The organism is Nocardia sp. JW2 (genome assembly GCF_051843015.1).
GTDB classification, from domain to species: domain Bacteria; phylum Actinomycetota; class Actinomycetes; order Mycobacteriales; family Mycobacteriaceae; genus Nocardia; species Nocardia coubleae.
Window position 1 is genome coordinate 59,575 of record NZ_JBPXLK010000005.1, and the last position, 17,377, is coordinate 76,951.

Consider the following 17,377-nt stretch of genomic DNA (forward strand, 5'->3'; position numbering starts at 1 on the left):
CGGGGGGCGAGAAGTTCCGGGTCAGCCGACTCGTTCGATGGTGTAGCGGACGAGGCGGGTGAGGGCGTCGTTGGCGGGGCCGGCCGGCAAGGCGGCCAGTTCGGCGTCGGCCAGGTCGGCGTATTCCTGCAGCTTGTCCTTGGCCATCGCCATGCCGGGCGAGCGGCGCAGCAGTTCCAGGGCCTCGTCGACCTCGGTGTCGGTATCGAGCGGGTGGTCGAGCAGGGTGCGCAGGCGGTCGCCGTCGGCGCCGGACTCGCGCAGGGCGTAGAGCACCGGCAGGGTGTGCACGCCTTCGCGCAGGTCGGTGCCGGGCGTCTTGCCCGACTGTTCCGACGAGGAGGAGATGTCGATGATGTCGTCGGAGATCTGGAAGGCGGTGCCGACCGCGTCACCGAGGCGGGCCAGGCGTTCGACGTGCTCCCTGTCGGCGCCGGAGAAGGTGCCACCGAAGCGGCCCGCGGCGGCGATGAGCGAACCGGTCTTCTCCCACACCACCTTCAGGTAGTGCTCGACGGGGTCCTGGGTCTGCTTGGCACCCATGGTTTCCCGCATCTGACCCGTCACCAGCTCGGCGAACGTCTCGGCGATGATGCGCACCGCGTCGGGGCCGAGGGTCGAGGTGAGGCGGGAGGCGTGCGCGAACAGGTAGTCGCCCGCGAGGATGGCGATGTTGTTGCCCCAGCGCGAGTTCACGCTCTCGGCGCCGCGGCGCTGGGTGGCCTCGTCCATCACGTCGTCGTGGTAGAGGGTGGCCAGGTGCACGAGTTCGACGACCGTACCCGCGGTGACCAGTGCCGGATCGGTGGGATTCGGGCCGAGTTGGCCGGTGAGCAGCGTGAACAGCGGCCGGAACCGCTTACCGCCGGCCCTGGCCAGATGTAACGCGGCCTCCTGCAGGAATTCCTCGCCGTCGGAGAGTTCGTCGACGAGCAGTTTCTCGACTGCGGCCAACCCGTCGCGCACGGTGGCGGCGAGTTCCGGATCGACGAGATCGACCCCGGCAACCACGGTGCTCTCGTCGCTCACAGCCGATGTGCTCATTAGTTTCTCCCAGCGATGCGTCCGACCCCGACGGGTAGCAACCTAGCGTGTTCCTGCGCTACAGCCGATGAACCCCGTCACACGTGAGATTTCCCGGTGTACCCGACACTCTCGCACAACCACGCGAGGTGCCAGTATTGAGCCATGGGTTCACCGGATGTCGTCCCCGCCGACCACGCGACGCTGCCCGACACCGTAGAGGTGCTCGTGGTGGGGGCCGGACCTGCGGGTTCCGCCTCGGCGGCGTGGGCGGCCCGCGCCGGACGCGATGTGCTGCTGCTCGATTCGGCTGTCTTCCCGCGCGACAAGACCTGCGGTGACGGTCTCACCCCGCGCGCCACCGCCGAATTGGAACATCTCGGGCTCGGCGAGTGGTTGCGTGCACACACGGTGAACCATGGTTTGCGGATGGCCGGGTTCGGGCGCGAGGCGCTGCTGCCCTGGCCGGGCGGGTCGTTCCCCACCTACGGAAGTGCCGTTCCGCGAACCGAACTCGACAACACGTTGCGGGAAACGGCGATCAAGTCCGGTGCCCGGATGGTCGACGGCGCGAAGGTCACCGAGGTGCTGCGTGACGGCGACCGGGTCACCGGGGTGACCGTGCGTATCGGCGACACCGCGCACACCGTGAACTGCCGGGTGCTCGTCGTCGCCGACGGGGTTCGCTCCCCCGTCGGCAAACAGCTCGGCCGCGCCTGGCATCGCCGCTACGCCTACGGCACCGCCGCCCGCGCCTACATCACCTCCGGCCGCAGCGACGACCAGTGGATCTCCTCGCACCTGGAATTGCGCAATGCCGACGACCAGCTCGTCCCCGGCTACGGCTGGATCTTCCCGCTCGGCAACGGTGAGGTGAACATCGGTGTCGGTTCGCTGGCCACCGAGGCACGGCCGTCGCATATCGCGCTGAAACCGCTGCTCGAGCACTACACCCGACTGCGCCGCGAGGAATGGGAGTTCGAGGGCGAACTGCGCGCGGTGGCCTCGGCGCTGCTGCCGATGGGCGGGGCGGTGTCGAACGTGGCCGGACGCAACTGGGTGCTGGTCGGTGACGCCGCGGGCTGCGTGAATCCGCTCAACGGCGAAGGCATCGACTACGGGCTCGAAGGCGGTCATCTGCTCGCCGACCTGCTCGACGAACCGGACCTGACGCGGGTGTGGCCGCAACTACTGCGCGAGCGCTACGGGCGCACGTTCTCCGTGGCCCGCAGGCTGGCCGGGCTGGCCACGCACCCGAAGATGGTCCCCCTCGGCGGCCCGCCGGTGATGCGCTCGAAGTACTTGCAGCGCACCGCCGTTCGCGTGATGGGCAACCTGGTGACCGACGAGGACGACGACCTGACCGCCCGCCTGTGGCGAACGGCCGGTCGCGCTTCCCTACGCGCCGACGAACTGGCGCCGTTCAGCTGAGCTTCGCGAACCAGCCCTCGATGAACTTGCGTTCGCTGTTGAGGACGCGCTGGTGCAGTTGTTCGGCCAGCGGCTCGATGGCGCCGCCCACCAGGGGCACCTTGACGGTGACGGTGCCGACGACCTCGATCTCGCTGCCCTCGGCGGTGGGACGCAGCTCGTAGGTGCCCGACATCTCGGTGGTGATGCCGCCGGTGCGCCCGGTGAAGCTGCCCTTGGCGACCTCGCCGTCCAGCGGCTGCCAGACATCGGTGCGAGCGAGCACGAGATCGCTCTTGAGAACCTTGCGGACCAGCGCGGGAACCTTGTCCCGGCCGGGTGTTTCGGTCATCTCGATGCGGATCGAATCCGGTCCGTCGGGATGGGAGAGTTCCAGCGTCGCGGTCTCGGCCGCGGCGAACCGCTCCTGCCAGATCGCGTCGTCGACGAGTGCCCGGTGAAGATCTTCGACCGGGACGGCATAAGGCACGGTGAAGCTGAATTTTCGGGACATGGTGGCACACGCTAGTGCAGCCCACCGTTAGGGTGGCGTGGTGTCGGAAACCAGCCAGTCGGATAGGTACTCCGATCGCCTGCGGCGGGTTCGTACCGGAATCCTCGGTACCGCGACGGTGATCAGCGTGCTCATGGTGCTGCTGGTACTCGCGGCATGGCGCAACGATTACGAGATCGAGCACAACCGTGGGGTCACCTCCGGTGAGGTGCTCTCGGCGGGTCGGCTGCGCTCGGCGGTGATGTATGTGACGCCCGACAGCGTCACCCACAATCCGAAGGTCGGGATCCTCTATCCCACCAATCTCACCGCCGGTCAGCGCATCAACGTGGAGTACAGCACCCGCGACCCCGACCTGGTCCGGGTGGCCGGACGCGACGCGCGGGTGGCGATCGTGCCCGCCGCGTCGGTGATCGTGGTGGTGTGGGCGCTCGCGCTGCCCGCCCTGTGGCTGGTGCGGCGCAGACAGCGGTAACTTTCCCCTGCTGTTCGCCCCGGCTTCACGTCGGTGTGGGCGTGGCGCGCGGTGTGGCGGTCACTCTTGGAGTGTGCGCGTAGCCATCGTCTCGGAGTCTTTCCTGCCGAACATGAACGGCGTCGTCAATTCCGTGCTCCGGGTGCTCGATCACCTGGACCAGCACGGGCACGATGCCATGATCGTGGCGCCCGATACGCTGCGCGGCGCACCGCCCGCCCCGCGCCTGCACGGCCGGTTCCCGGTGCATCGGGTGCCCGCGATGATGGTGCCGAAGGTGAGTTCGCTGCCCGTCGGCCTGCCACAACCCGGGATCACCGCCGCGATCGCCGAGTTCGACCCGGACGTGGTGCATTTGGCCTCGCCATTTCTGCTGGGCGCGGGCGGGCTCGCCGCCGCCACCCGCCTCGACCTGCCCTCGATCGCGGTGTACCAGACCGATGTGGCCGGTTTCGCCAAGAGCTACGGGCTCGGACTGGCGGCGCGGGCGGCTTGGGCGTGGACGCGCCGGATCCACGAGGGAGCCACGCGCACGCTCGCCCCGTCGTCGGCGGCCGCGGCCGACCTGGCCGAACACGGGATTCCCCGGGTGCACCGGTGGGGGCGCGGTGTGGATGTCGACCGGTTCAACCCGGCCGCGCGCAGTGCCGAACTGCGGGCGAGCTGGCTGGGATCGAGCGATCGGTTGGTGGTCGGGTTCGTCGGCAGGCTCGCGCCGGAGAAGCATGTGGACCGGTTGGCCGCGCTCGCCGATGACCCGTCCATTCAGCTCGTCGTGGTCGGTGACGGGCCGGAGCGGGCGCGGCTGAGCAGGCTGATGCCGCGCGCGGTGTTCACCGGCGAACTGGGCGGGTCCGAACTGGCCACCCATTACGCCAGCCTCGATGTGATGGTGCATCCGGGCGAGCACGAGACGTTCTGCCAGGGCGTGCAGGAAGCGTTGTCGTCAGGGGTGCCGGTGATCGGGCCCGACGCCGGCGGACCGCGTGACCTGATCGCGCACTGCCGCAACGGTTATCTGCTGCCGGTGGACCGGTTCGCCGAGTTGCTGCCGAGCGCGGTGTCGGCGCTGCGCGACGCCGACCAGCGTGCCCGGTTCGCGGCCGCGGCTCGCAAGTCGGTGCTGCACCGCACCTGGCCCGCCATCTGCACCGAACTGATGGGCCACTACGCCGACGTCACCGGGATGCGGCAGCGGTTGCCGCGCTCGGCCTAGCCACGAGCGGGCGGATAAGCTCGAATCGTGGCGACAACAGAGCAGCGGGAACCGATTCGGGCTTCGCTGGACAAGCAACCCCACGAGGTCGCGTCGATGTTCGACGGTGTGGCGAAACGCTACGACCTCACCAACACGGTCATCTCCGGTGGTCAGGACCGGTACTGGCGGTGGGCGACACGACGCGCGCTCGCCCTTCGCCCCGGCGAGCGGGTGCTCGACCTGGCCGCGGGCACCGGTGTGTCCACCGTGGAACTCGGCAAGTCCGGCGCCTGGTGTGTGGCCGCCGACTTCTCCCAGGGCATGCTCGCCGCGGGCCGGTTCCGGCAGGTGCCGATGGTGGCGGGCGACGCGATGGCGCTGCCGTTCGCCGACGACTCGTTCGATGCGGTGACCATCTCCTTCGGTTTACGCAACGTGGCCGATATCGACCTGGCGATGCGCGAGATGCTGCGCGTCACCAAGCCGGGCGGCCGGCTCGTGGTGTGTGAGTTCTCGACCCCGGTGTTCGGGCCGTTCCGCACCGTCTACATGGAGTACCTCATGAAGGCGCTGCCCCGGGTGGCGCGCGCGGTGAGCTCCAACCCGGATGCCTACGTGTACCTGGCCGAGTCGATCCGGGCGTGGCCGAACCAGCGCAGGCTGGCCAGGCGCATCGCCGACGCGGGCTGGGACTCGGTGCAGTGGCGTGACCTCACCGGCGGTGTCGTCGCCCTGCACCGCGGCTACAAAATGGGCTGACCTGCGCCGATTTCACCGGGTGAGTCCGGTCACGCCGGGCACCCGCTCGGATCTGCGGCAAACCTCGGAAGATCCCCTGATCAGGGACTATATTCCGGTGGCAACCTCACAGTCGGAATTTCGACCGGTGAGGTCGATTGTCACCTGGACATAACGTTCGTTAAATCGAGCGCAACGCCGGGTGCGGATGATCGGTGCCATGACAGGTCAGCGCCCGGACACGCCTACCCGCGTCACCACGCAGGGCGCCCGAGCATGCCGAGGGGGAAGCGCATGACCGGCGACGACTCTGTGCGCACGCAGTGTTCGTACTGCGGCGTGGGCTGCGGCATTTCCGTCCGGACCACGATCGACCAGTCCGGCGCACCGGTGATCGCCAAGGTGAGCGGCGACAAACTGCATCCCGCGAACGCGGGCCGGCTCTGCACCAAGGGCGCGACGCACGCGGAGATGATGGCCGCACCCGGCCGGATGACCACCGCCTACCACCGTCCCGAGCGTGGTCAGGCGCCCGTCCCGCTGCCGGTGGACGACGCGGTGCGCGAAACCGCCGACCGGCTGCGCGCGATCCTCGACGAACACGGGCCCGACGCCATCGCGCTCTACGTGTCCGGGCAGATGTCGCTGGAAGCCCAATACCTGGCGACCAAACTCGCCAAGGGGTACCTGCGCACCAAACACATCGAAGCCAACTCGCGGCTGTGCATGGCCAGTGCCGGCACCGGCTACAAGCAGTCCCTCGGTGCCGACGGACCCCCCGGTTCCTACGACGACTTCGAGCACGCCGACCTGTTCTTCGTCACCGGCGCGAACATGGCCGACTGCCATCCGATCCTGTTCCTTCGCATGGCCGACCGGCTCAAAGCCGGCGCCAAACTGATCGTGGTCGACCCGCGGCGCACCGAAACGGCCGCGCGCGCCGACCTGTTCCTGCAGATCGCGCCGGGCACCGACCTCGCTCTGCTCAACGGCCTGCTGCACCTGCTCGTCGCCGACGGCGCCATCGACACCGACTTCATCGCCGAACACACCGAGGGCTGGGAGGCGATGCCCGAGTTCCTCGCGGACTACCCGCCGGAGCGGGTCGCCGAACTCACCGGGCTCCCCGAAGCCGACATCAGGACCGCGGCGACCATGATCGCCGAGGCGGGCGAGTGGATGTCGCTGTGGACGATGGGGCTCAACCAATCCACGCACGGCACCTGGAACACCAATGCCCTGATCAACCTGCATCTGGCCACCGGCACGATCTGCCGACCCGGCAGTGGGCCGTTCTCGCTGACCGGCCAGCCCAACGCGATGGGCGGGCGCGAGATGGGTTACATGGGGCCGGGGCTGCCCGGCCAGCGCAGCCTGCTCTCCCCCGCCGACCGCGCCTTCGTCGAGACCGCGTGGGACCTGCCCGAGGGCACGCTGCGCACCGAAGCGGGGCCGGGAACCATCGACATGTTCGCCGGTCTCGCCGACGGCGAGATCAAGGCGGCGTGGATCATCTGCACCAATCCCGTTGCCACCGTCGCCAACCGGAAGACGGTGATCGCCGGGCTCGAGGCGGCCGAACTGGTGGTGGTGCAGGACGCCTACACCGAGACCGCGACCAACTCCTATGCCGATCTGCTGCTGCCCGCCACACTGTGGGCGGAAAGCGATGCGGTGATGGTGAATTCGGAACGCAATGTCACCCTGTTGCGCCGATCCGTCGACCCGGTCGGTGAAGCCCGGGCCGACTGGCTGCTCATCGCCCAGGTGGCCACCGCCATGGGTTTCCCCGGTTTCGACTTCACCTCCAGCGCCGAGGTTTTCGACGAGTTGCGGCAGTTCACCAATCCTGCCACCGGTTACGACCTGAGCGGTATGAGTTACGACCGCCTGCGTGAGGGCCCGATGCAGTGGCCGTGCAACGACAGCGACAGCCCACGCAACCCGATCCGCTACCGCAACGACGGCATCCACCAGCCGCTGCACGTAGATGCCGACGGTCACACCCCCGCGCTGGCCTTCGCCACGCCGAGCAGGCGCGCGGTGTTCTTCCCTCGCCCCCACCTGCCCGCTGCTGAACTTCCTGATGACGACTACCCCTTCCTGCTCAATACCGGTCGGCTGCAACATCAGTGGCACACCATGACCAAGACCGGCAAGGTCACCAAACTGACCAAACTCAACCCGGAACCGTTCGTCGAGGTGCACCCCGACGACGCCGCCCGCCTCGACCTGAAACCCGGCGATCAGCTCGAAATCGCCTCCCGTCGTGGGCGAGCCGTTCTCCCGGTACGCATCAGCGACCGGGTCCGTCCCGGCGACTGCTTCGCTCCTTTCCACTGGAATGACGAACAGGGCGAATACCTGACGATCAACGCCGTCACCAACGACGCCGTCGACCCCACCTCCCTGCAACCGGAGTTCAAGGCGTCCGCGGTCGCGCTGCGCCGTGTGGGTCCGGCGCCGGAGTCCTCGACGGGAGTTCCGATGCAGCAAGGTTCCCCAGAGGCCGGCCGGCTGCCCCAACACGCCATGCCGACCGGGCAACCCGCACCGCCGACCGCGCACACTGGTCAACCGTCAGCCGACACCCGTCAACCGGCCGGGTTCGCCCCGGAGAGCCCGGCGGTCCCGGGGCCCGGTCACGGTGGTCCGCATCCGTTGGCTGTGATGCTCGGACTCGATGCGGGGATCTCGCCGTTACTCAGCGAGGCCGAGCGCATCTATCTCGGTGGGTATCTCGCTGCGCTGCAATCTCTTCCGGTGTCCGGTCAGCCCGTGCTGCCTGCCACCGCCCCGCTGTCACCGCAGGCCCGCCTGTGGATCGACGGCATGTTGGCCGGCATGTACTCCCGGGGTCCCGGCACCGCCAGGGAATCCGCCGGCAGCGCTGGCACCGGAATGCCGTTCGGTGGGCAGCCGTTCGGTAACCCTCCCTTCGGAGACTTCAGCTCAGGCGGCGCGGTAACCAACGGCGGACCCACCGGCGATGCGGTTCCCGGCCGACCGGGTGCCGTAGGCGTCTCGGCGGGTGGAGCCGAGCCGGGAGCAGGTGGTGCGTTATCCACAACTGTGACGGTGTTGTGGGCTTCGCAAACCGGCAACGCTGAGGAGCTGGCCGCCTCGGTGGCGGCGCGGCTCACCGAAGGCGGGTTCGTGCCCAAGCTGCTCGACATGGACTCCTGCGAGCCCACCGCGCTGGAAGGTGATGTTCTCGTCGTCACCAGCACCTTCGGTGACGGTGGTCCGCCGGACAACGGTGCCGACTTCCTCGCCCGGCTCGAGGACACCGCCGTCCGCCTCCCCCGAGTCCGCTACGCGGTCTTCGCCCTCGGCGATTCCTCCTACGACGACTTCTGCGGCCATGGCCGCACCCTCGACACCCTTCTCGCCGCGCGCGGCGCCCACCGCCTACTCCCCCGCGTCGACAGCGAACCCGATTTCGACGACGCCGCCGACCAGTGGCTCACCGATGTCCTCGCTGCCCTCACCCCGAACCTCGACACGCCACCCGGTTCGTCACCGTCCGGCCCCGATTCGTCGGCGTCCGGCCTCGGTTCACCGGCCGACGTCGGTTCACCGGCCAACGTTGGTTCACCGGCCAACGTTGGTTCACCGGTTGGCACTCCCACAACATTCGGCACGAGTTCAGCCGGATCTGCGCTGACCGGCATCCCCTCAACCGCAGGCACGCCCCGATTCGGCTCCGTCCCGCCCGCAACCACTTTCCCGCCCGCAGCGCCACTCGTCGGTTCCCCCTCGGCTGACGCAGGCAACCACTTCGGCACGGCCCTGCCCGGGCCGACGGCCCCTGCCACGCCGGGATTCGCACCTGTACCAACAGGGACGTGGCCCCCTGGATTCACGGCGACGACCCAGCACTCCGCAATACAGGCGGCCCCGCCGCAGCCTTATCCCGCGCAGACCGCGAGCCGACCGAGCGGTCGAGGCGGCGCCTCCGTCCTCGATCGCCCGCAGACCACACCTTCGCGGCGAGCACCCGCCGCACCCTTCACCCGTCAGTCCCCTGTACTCGCCACCCTCATGCGCAACGAAGTGCTGAGCGCGCCGGGATCACCGAAAGAGGTGCGCCGCTTCGGTTTCGACCTGCACAACCTCGATGCCACCTACGAGGTGGGCGATTCCTTGGGTGTGCTGCCGACCAACTGTGACGACCTCGTGGCGGAGTGGCTCGCGGCTACCGGCCTCGACGGACGACGCGCGGTGGAGGTCGACGGGCGGGAACTGCTGCTCACCGACGCACTGCGCACACATTTCGACATCACCAAGGTGAGCAACGATCTACTGGGTTTCATCTCCGAGCGGAATCCGCACCCGCAGCTGGCCAAACTGCTGCGCCGGGACAACCGCAACGAGTTGGCGAGTTACCTGTGGGACCGCCAAGCCGTGGACGTGCTGCGGGACTTCCCGGTGCGGACCGACCTGGTCGACTGGCTCGGTGCACTGAAAAAGCTGCAGCCGCGCCAGTATTCGATTTCGTCCAGCCCGCTCACCACGCCGGACGAGGTGCAGCTGACGGTAGGTGTGTTGCGCTACGGCGACCCGGTGGGTGATTCGGTGCGCCGAGGCGGGGTGTGCTCGACCTTCCTGTCCGACCGCGCCGGTGCCGAGGTACCCATCTTCCTCCAGCGGGCACCGCATTTCCGTCCACCGCTGGACCCGACCGTGCCGATGATCATGGTCGGCCCCGGTACCGGTATCGCTCCTTTCCGTGGGTTCCTGCACGAACGCCGGGCCGTCGGCGCGACCGGGCGCAACTGGTTGTTCTTCGGCGACCAGCACGCGGCACACAACTTCTACTACCGCACCGAGCTGGAGGACATGTTCCGCTCCGGCTTCCTCACCCGCCTCGACCTGGCCTTTTCTCGTGATCAGCGCGAGCGGATCTATGTGCAGCACAGGATGATCGAGCACGGCGCCGAGTTGTGGTCGTGGCTGTGCGACGGCGCCCACTTCTACGTGTGCGGCGACGCCGCCCGCATGGCCAAGGACGTCGACGACACCCTGCTGCGGATCGCCCGCATCCACGGCAAGCTCGACGAGGCGGGCGCACTGGCCTTCAAGAAGCAACTGGTCGCCGAGAAGCGCTACGTGCGCGACGTGTACTGATCAGGCCGCGCGGACCACGGGCGGGTTGAGCCGGGCGAAGTCCGGTAACCGGTGGTACGGGTAGTAGGGGTACGGGGGTGTGGTGGCGCTCGCCGCGTCGAGGGCGGCGAGGTGTTCCGGGTCGAGTTGCCAACCGACAGCGCCGAGGTTCTGCCGCAGCTGTTCCTCGTTGCGGGCACCGATCAGGACGGTGGCGACGGTGGGCCGGGTGAGCAGCCAGTTCAGGGCGATCTGTGGGACGCTGCGGCCGGTCTCGGCCGAAATGGTGTCGAGCACGTCGACGATGTCGTAGAGGTGCTCCTCGTCGACGGGTGGACCGGCTTGCGCCGTGTCGTGCAGTCGGCTGCCCGCCGGAAGTGGCTGGCCACGGCGGACTTTCCCGGTGAGACGGCCCCAGCCGAGCGGGCTCCACACCACCGCGCCGACACCCTGATCGGCGCCGAGCGGCATGAGCTCCCACTCGTAATCGCGTCCCACGAGCGAGTAGTAGACCTGGTGCGCAACGGGTTTCGGAAGTCCGTGCGCCTCGGCAGTGGCCAGGGTTTTCATCAGTTCCCAACCGGCGAAGTTGGAGACACCGACATAGCGGATCTTGCCTGCCTGCACGAGATCGCCCAGCGCCGAGAGTGTTTCGAGCAGCGGTGTGCCGGCGTCGAAGGCGTGCAGCTGGAACAGGTCGAGATAGTCGGTGTCGAGGCGGCGCAGCGACGCATCGACCGCGCGGATGAGCCTGGCCCGACCCGCACCGGCGTCGTGAGCGCCGGGCCCGGTGGGTAGCGCCGACTTGGTGGACAGCAGCACCTTGTCGCGCCTGCCCTTGATCGCGGCGCCGAGCACTTCCTCGGACGCACCGTCGGAATAGACATCGGCCGTGTCGAACAGGGTGACTCCAGCCTCGAGGCTGACGTCGATCAACCGCCTGGCCTGGGCCGCGTCGGTATCGCCCCACGCGCTGAACAGGGGACCACGCCCGCCGAAGGTGCCTGCCCCGAAACCGAGAGCCGGAACGTGCAGACCCGAAGCGCCGAGCCGCCGATACTCCATGAGAACTCCTAAGGGGTCTATAGTTTCGTTAACGCTTCGGACAGTACACCCGATTCGCCGTAAATGAAACAGGAGTTCCGTTATGCAGCACGATATCGCTTGGCCCGGGTCTGTTCGCCCAGGTGGGCGCACCGCGCGGGTTCGTGAAGCCGTCCTGCAGGTGACCGGCGATCTGCTCGCCGAACGCGGCTTGGCCGGGCTCGATCTGACCGAAGTCGCCGCGACGGCGGGCGTCGGGAAGACCACCGTCTACCGGCGCTGGCGCACACCCGCGGGCCTGGTCGCGGACCTCCTGGTCGATATGGCCGAGCAGTCGCTGCCCCGCACCGACACCGGCGCCCTGCTCGACGACCTGACCGCGAACGCCCGCCTGGTCGCCAAGACCCTCACCGACCCACGCCAAGGCAACCTGTTCCGGGCCGTGATCGCCGCCGCTACCGTCGACGCCGACACCGCGAACGCGCTGCACGCCTTCTACGACACCCGCCTCGACGAGTGGGCGCCCTGCGTCCACGACGCGGTCGCTCGCGGCGAAGCACCCGCGGGCACGGATGCCCGCGCGGTGCTGTCAGCGGTCTCCGCACCGCTCTACTACCGTCTCCTGGCCAGCGGCGATCCGATCGATCGGGAGGCAGCCGACCGAGCCGCGCGCGCCGCGACCGTGGCGACGATGGCAGGCACCTTCGTCGACGCGGCCTACGCGGACCAACGGTCGTAGGACGCTCGTTCGACCCGGGAGGTCGGGCAAACAGGCCCGCAGCGCCAGGCCCGCAGCTTCCACCCTGCAGCGCCAGGCCCGCGGCTTCCACCTCGCAGCGCTAGGCCGGAGGCTTCCATCCCGCATCACGACCGGTGAGCCCCAACACCCGGTCGAGTGCGGGCGCGTCCTCGGCGACAGCGACGACCGGCCCGAACAACCCTGGCGTCCCCTCCGGATCGGTCTCTCCCAGAAAATCGAGCAGAACCTCCAGATGACCAGAGTCGACCTCGAGTACCTGACCAGTCGACACCGCCAGATCCCACCCGTGGACGACGAGCTCGTCGAGCGCGACCATCGCCATCGCCGCAGCCGGCATCACCACCCCACCGGCTTCGGTCTCACCGTCCCAGGCCTCGGGCACCCGCCATGCCTCGACGAGCGCGTCGAGCTGCGTGGGAATCCTGGTGCGCCAATCGGCGGACAGCTCGTCGTCGACCACGCCGGGTGGCGTGGACCGACCGACGGACTCCTTGGTCGCGGCCTGGCGGAACGCTTCGGTGAGCTCGACGACATGGCGGATCAGATCGCGAACGTCGAGGCCGACGCACGGGGTGGGGGCGGTGAACTGGTCGTCGGTGATCCCGGCGACGACGGTGGCCAGCGAACGGGCGGCCGGGGCGAAATCGAATTGCGGCTCCATACAGAACGAGACGACCCGATGCTGCCGGAATCATCGGTGCGGGTTGCCGAGAACCGGCGAACGGCGCACTCTGGACAGCGCACGACCCGATCAGCGACACCCGTCCGAGGCAACGACGACGACAGAGGAGTACCGATGATCGACTACGACACCGCCCGCCCGCTGGACGAGGTCCCCGAGGCCGATCGCGTGGAACAGGAGCAGTCGGCCTTCCACGACGATGTCCCCGACGACCCGGCCTTCGTCGACAGCGCCGACTACACCGAGGAGATGGCGGCCCGGGTCGATCAGGACGCCGACCGGGCCAATCCGGCCGATGTGATCGAGCAGAGCATCGAGGTGCCGCTCGACGACGGTGACGCGTTCGTCGACGAGGAGGACGAGCTCTAGCCGGCGATCTTGGCGCGCACGGTGGCGTGTAGCTCGCGCAGGCTGGACCGTTCGGTGGCCACCTCGAGCACCCGCATGCCGTGCGCGTCGGCGGTGAGTTCCTCCGCGAGTTCGGCGGGGTCGACGCCGCGATGCGGAATGCGGTAAGCGGCGCACAGCGCGGCAAGGTCCATGCCGTGCGGTGTGCCGAAGACCCGCTCGAACACGCCCGCGTACTGCGGGTCGCCCTGTTCGAGCAGTTCGAAGATGCCGCCGCCGTCGTCGTTGGCGACCACGATGGTCAGGTTGCCGGGGCGCGGTTCGCCGCGGCCGATGAGCAGGCCGGACGCGTCGTGCAGGAACGTCAGGTCACCCATGAGGGCGATCGTGCGGCCGGGGTGGGCCAACGCCGCACCCACCGCGCCGGAGACGGTGCCGTCGATGCCCGCGACGCCACGGTTGGACAGCACCCGCACACCTCGGCGCGGGCTCGACACCAGTGCGGCGTCGCGCACCGGGTTCGATGCGCCGAGCAGCAGCTGATCACCCTCGCGCAGAGCGTCCATGACCACGGCGGCGACGTGCAGGCCGGTGGCCTTGGGGTGGCTCGCCAGCTCGTCGCGGACCACCGCTTCGGCCTGGTTGTTCAAATCGGCGCAGCGGGCCAGCCAGGCCGGGTCCGGGGTTCCGGTGGTGACCGCGCGGGTGCCGGTGCCGACGACATTGCCGGACACATCGGGCCAGCGTGGACCCGTGGTGAGCGCGTACACGGTGACGTTCGGATCGGCGAGCACCCGCGACACCTGCCGGTGCAGCGTGGGCCGGCCGGTGATGATGGCCTGCTTCGGCGCCAGCAGCGACAGCGCGAGCGGATGCAGGGCAGGGCCGTGCATGGGCGCGGTGGGCTCGGCGACCGTCGGCAGCGCCGCGAGCTCGGGGCGCAGACCGGCACCGTGGCCGGAGATGACGACGGTGTCGGGAGCGAGGTCGATGTCGAGGGGCACGTCGAGGGTCGCGTACTGGGTGGCCGTCCACGGCTTGTCACCCTCGCGACCGACGGGGATCACGTCGTCGGACAGCTCGGGGACCAGGGGCTCGCGCAGCGGGATGTCGAACTGCACGGGTCCCGCGTTGCCGGACCGGGTACCGCGCGCGGCGGCGAGCACCCGGCACACGGCCGAACGCCACACACTGTTCTGCCTCGGGTAGTTCGCCTCGCCGGCCTCGGCTTCGGCAAGTCCGAGGCTGATGGTCGCGCGTACCTGACTGCCGAACAGGCCGAGCTGCTCGACGGTCTGGTTGGCGCCGGTCCCCAGCATCTCGTAGGGCCGGTTCGCGCTGACCACGATCAACGGCACTCGCGCGTAGTTCGCCTCGAGCACGGCCGGTGCCAGGTTGGCGACGGCGGTCCCGGAGGTCATCACCACCGGGACAGGCCGCCCCGACGACACCGCCAGGCCGATCGCGAGGAATCCCGCGGTGCGCTCGTCGATGCGCATGTGCAGCCGCAGCCGACCGGCCGCGTCGGCGGCCTGCAGGGCGAAGGCGAGCGGGGCGTTGCGCGATCCGGGGCACAGCACCACCTCGCGGACGCCGCCGCGCACGAACTCGTCGACGACCACTCGTGCCTGCGCAGTTGACGGATTCACAATCACCAGCCTGTCAGACGGGGCGGGGCACGTCTGCCTCCGGCCCACGTTGGATACGTCACCGCCGGAGCCCTTCGGCACCGTCATGGTGCCGGAGACCAATTCCCCGGCGGTTCCGGGCAATTAGCTGCCGATGGCTCGAAAGGTATGGCTATTACTATGTTTATCTGTTCGAGATACATCGGTTCGCAAACAAGTCGTCAAGACAAAGAAATCCGGCGACGAGGCCGTGGCCCGGTCGCCGGATTTCGTTTCGGCACAAGGGCCGAAGGTGGGATCAGCTCACTCGGCGGGAGCGGTGAGGTCCTTGATGCCGGTGACGGCGTCGACGATGTTGAGGACGGCGGAGGTGAGGCCGTCGATGGCGCCACTGCCCGACTCGAGCACGCTGGAGCCGGCGGCGGGGCCTTCGAGCAGGCCGGCCGAGCCGGTGGACAGCTCGAGCAGCTCGGCGGAACCGCTGGCGGAGCCGCTGTCCTCAGCGTTCGCCATAGCGGCCGGACCGAAGAACATGACGGCGGCGGTAGCGGCGGCACCGGTGGCGGCGAGGGCCTTACGAGAGATCATGTGACCGGACTTCCTTTCGACCTGCGCAATGCAGTCATTTCATCTGTACCCAGCGGAAGATGCGATTTCCGCAGCAAGCAATTCCTCTTTCCGAACCGCTCGAGAGGCACGGTAATCGATTCCGGTCGGCAGTAGCCAATCGTTCGCGGCATCCTCACGCGCTCCATAATTCACGGCAACCCGCAATTTTCCCGCCGTTTACCGGCGCGGTTATCTCGCTCACAGTCGAGGCGGCGGAATTTACCCGCGACCGGGCGTCGCCGTGGCGGGCGGTTCCCGCGAATCACTCGGGGTGACAGTGGTCACAGGATATGCGAAAGGCCGGTGCGGTTCGCGTACGAACCACACCGGCCTTCGGTGTGTGCGGGAAACTCAGCCCGCGTGCTTCTGCACCAGATCGCCGACGCGCGGCAGCGCCTCGATGACGTGCTTCTTGGCCGAACCGCGCATCGAGGAGTACACCTTCTGCAGCGCGGGACGGGTCGACGCCTCGGCACGGGCGTCGGTGACGGCCAGCAGCGACTCGGCGACCTCGTCGGACTTGGCGCTCAGCAGATCGGCGAAGGTGCCGGTGCCCGAGGCGGTGAATTCGGCCCAGTACGGCTGGAGCTGATCGAGCAGCTTCGGCGCCAGCGAGGCCAGCGCGTCGGGAACGATGGTGGGGCTGATCTTCTTGACCGCCGCGTAACCACCCTTCACGGCCAGGCCGGACGCACCACCTTTGTCCGAGACCTCGGCGTCGAGAACCTCGACGGCGTCAGCAAGGAAAGCCGGACGCTTGGCGTCGTCGAGCAGGGATTCAGACAGTGCTGCAACCACTTTCAGGTTCCTCCGGATCGGTTCGATGAACGAGCAGGCGCAACTATACGCACCCGCGCGCGCGATGCTCGCGCGACCGCTCGACCTGCGGTGTTACCGCCTCGTAGGCTCGCCCCATGCGGTAGGGCAATAATCGGTGTCGTGACTTTCGATCCGAAGCTGTGGCGGCCCGTCCCCGGGTTCGAAGACCTGACCGACATCACCTATCACCGGCACGTCGAACAGGGCACCGTGCGCGTGGCCTTCGACCGGCCCGAGGTGCGCAACGCCTTCCGCCCGCACACCGTCGACGAGCTGTATCGCGCGCTCGACCACGCGCGCATGTCGCCGGACGTGGGTGCGGTGCTGCTCACCGGCAACGGGCCGAGCCCGAAAGACGGTGGCTGGGCGTTCTGTTCCGGCGGCGACCAGCGCATCCGCGGCCGCAGCGGCTACCAGTACGCCGAGGGCGAGACCGCCGACACCGTCGACAAGGCGCGCGCGGGCCGGTTGCACATCCTCGAGGTGCAGCGGCTGATCCGGTTCATGCCCAAGGTGGTGATCGCCCTGGTGAACGGGTGGGCGGCCGGCGGCGGGCACAGCCTGCACGTGGTGTGCGACCTGACGCTCGCTTCGCGCGAGCACGCGCGCTTCAAGCAGACCGACGCCGATGTCGGCTCGTTCGACGGTGGTTACGGCAGCGCGTATCTGGCGAAGATGGTCGGCCAGAAGTTCGCGCGCGAGATCTTCTTCCTCGGCAGGCCGTACACGGCCGAGGAGATGCATCAGATGGGTGCGGTGAACAAGGTCGTCGACCACGACGAGCTCGAGAACGTGGCGCTGGAGTGGACCGCCGACATCAACGGCAAATCGCCGCAGGCCCAGCGCATGCTGAAGTACGCGTTCAACCTGCTCGACGACGGTCTGGTCGGTCAGCAGCTGTTCGCCGGTGAGGCGACCAGGCTGGCGTACATGACCGACGAGGCGGTCGAGGGGCGCGACGCCTTCCTGGAAAAGCGCGCGCCCGACTGGACGCCCTACCCCTGGTACTTCTGAGAACGG

The 17,377-nt window shown here is 68.6% G+C and carries 15 protein-coding genes; 8 read left to right on the forward strand and 7 right to left on the reverse strand.

Annotation, left to right across the window (positions count from 1 at the left end; translation table 11 throughout):
- Positions 1-21: 21 nt before the first annotated feature.
- Entirely contained in the window at positions 22-1,044 is a 1,023-nt protein-coding gene (locus tag ACSVDM_RS09550; protein WP_439264055.1) for a polyprenyl synthetase family protein, read from the reverse strand.
- Positions 1,045-1,188: 144 nt separating this feature from the next.
- Here ACSVDM_RS09550 and ACSVDM_RS09555 point away from each other — a divergent pair, with 144 nt between their 5' ends.
- Positions 1,189-2,454 carry a geranylgeranyl reductase family protein gene (locus ACSVDM_RS09555; protein WP_439264056.1) on the forward strand — a complete coding sequence of 422 codons (1,266 nt, stop codon included), beginning with the start codon at positions 1,189-1,191 and terminating at the stop codon, positions 2,452-2,454.
- On the opposite strand, the gene ACSVDM_RS09560 is transcribed toward ACSVDM_RS09555, so the two are convergent.
- Positions 2,447-2,947: a DUF2505 domain-containing protein gene (locus tag ACSVDM_RS09560; protein ID WP_067641876.1), complete on the reverse strand. Its 501-nt coding sequence runs from the start codon at positions 2,945-2,947 to the stop codon at positions 2,447-2,449. The genes ACSVDM_RS09555 and ACSVDM_RS09560 overlap by 8 nt on opposite strands.
- 40 nt (positions 2,948-2,987) lie before the next feature.
- On the opposite strand from ACSVDM_RS09560, the gene ACSVDM_RS09565 reads away from it, so the two are divergent.
- The 4 genes from ACSVDM_RS09565 (at position 2,988) to ACSVDM_RS09580 (ending at position 10,488) form a co-directional block, all read left to right on the forward strand.
- Positions 2,988-3,422, forward strand: a complete 435-nt coding sequence (locus ACSVDM_RS09565) for a DUF3592 domain-containing protein (protein ID WP_067485868.1) — start codon at positions 2,988-2,990, stop codon at positions 3,420-3,422.
- Positions 3,423-3,495: 73 nt separating this feature from the next.
- The gene (locus ACSVDM_RS09570) at positions 3,496-4,638 is read left to right on the forward strand and encodes a glycosyltransferase family 4 protein (RefSeq protein ID WP_439264057.1); all 1,143 of its coding nucleotides are present in this window, start codon (positions 3,496-3,498) and stop codon (positions 4,636-4,638) included.
- A 27-nt stretch (positions 4,639-4,665) separates the two neighbouring features.
- Positions 4,666-5,379: a demethylmenaquinone methyltransferase gene (locus ACSVDM_RS09575; protein WP_067485031.1), complete on the forward strand. Its 714-nt coding sequence runs from the start codon at positions 4,666-4,668 to the stop codon at positions 5,377-5,379.
- A 273-nt stretch (positions 5,380-5,652) separates the two neighbouring features.
- Positions 5,653-10,488 carry a molybdopterin-dependent oxidoreductase gene (locus tag ACSVDM_RS09580; RefSeq protein WP_439264058.1) on the forward strand — a complete coding sequence of 1,612 codons (4,836 nt, stop codon included), beginning with the start codon at positions 5,653-5,655 and terminating at the stop codon, positions 10,486-10,488.
- On the opposite strand, the gene ACSVDM_RS09585 is transcribed toward ACSVDM_RS09580, so the two are convergent.
- Positions 10,489-11,532, reverse strand: a complete 1,044-nt coding sequence (locus ACSVDM_RS09585) for an aldo/keto reductase (protein ID WP_439264061.1) — start codon at positions 11,530-11,532, stop codon at positions 10,489-10,491.
- An 82-nt stretch (positions 11,533-11,614) separates the two neighbouring features.
- Between ACSVDM_RS09585 and ACSVDM_RS09590 the strand changes: the two genes are divergently transcribed.
- Entirely contained in the window at positions 11,615-12,250 is a 636-nt protein-coding gene (locus ACSVDM_RS09590; RefSeq protein ID WP_439264063.1) for a TetR/AcrR family transcriptional regulator C-terminal ligand-binding domain-containing protein, read from the forward strand.
- A 100-nt stretch (positions 12,251-12,350) separates the two neighbouring features.
- Here ACSVDM_RS09590 and ACSVDM_RS09595 read toward each other — a convergent pair whose 3' ends face one another.
- The gene (locus tag ACSVDM_RS09595) at positions 12,351-12,932 is read right to left on the reverse strand and encodes a TIGR03086 family metal-binding protein (protein ID WP_439264065.1); all 582 of its coding nucleotides are present in this window, start codon (positions 12,930-12,932) and stop codon (positions 12,351-12,353) included.
- Between the two features lie 135 nt (positions 12,933-13,067).
- Between ACSVDM_RS09595 and ACSVDM_RS09600 the strand changes: the two genes are divergently transcribed.
- Positions 13,068-13,322 carry a hypothetical protein gene (locus tag ACSVDM_RS09600; protein WP_225278538.1) on the forward strand — a complete coding sequence of 85 codons (255 nt, stop codon included), beginning with the start codon at positions 13,068-13,070 and terminating at the stop codon, positions 13,320-13,322.
- Here the strand turns inward: ACSVDM_RS09600 and menD are convergent.
- The 3 genes from menD to ACSVDM_RS09615 form a co-directional block, all read right to left on the reverse strand.
- Complete coding sequence (gene menD / locus ACSVDM_RS09605) at positions 13,319-14,950, reverse strand: 2-succinyl-5-enolpyruvyl-6-hydroxy-3-cyclohexene-1-carboxylic-acid synthase (protein ID WP_439264067.1); 1,632 nt, start codon at positions 14,948-14,950, stop codon at positions 13,319-13,321. The two genes, ACSVDM_RS09600 and menD, sit on opposite strands and share 4 nt — an antisense overlap.
- A 282-nt stretch (positions 14,951-15,232) precedes the next feature.
- Positions 15,233-15,517, reverse strand: coding sequence for a hypothetical protein (locus ACSVDM_RS09610; RefSeq protein WP_067485012.1), 285 nt, complete (start codon positions 15,515-15,517; stop codon positions 15,233-15,235).
- A gap of 372 nt (positions 15,518-15,889) precedes the next feature.
- The gene (locus ACSVDM_RS09615; RefSeq protein WP_067485009.1) at positions 15,890-16,336 is read right to left on the reverse strand and encodes a DUF6918 family protein; all 447 of its coding nucleotides are present in this window, start codon (positions 16,334-16,336) and stop codon (positions 15,890-15,892) included.
- Positions 16,337-16,477: 141 nt separating this feature from the next.
- On the opposite strand from ACSVDM_RS09615, the gene ACSVDM_RS09620 reads away from it, so the two are divergent.
- Positions 16,478-17,371: a 1,4-dihydroxy-2-naphthoyl-CoA synthase gene (locus ACSVDM_RS09620; RefSeq protein WP_439264069.1), complete on the forward strand. Its 894-nt coding sequence runs from the start codon at positions 16,478-16,480 to the stop codon at positions 17,369-17,371.
- The last annotated feature ends 6 nt before the right edge of the window (positions 17,372-17,377 follow it).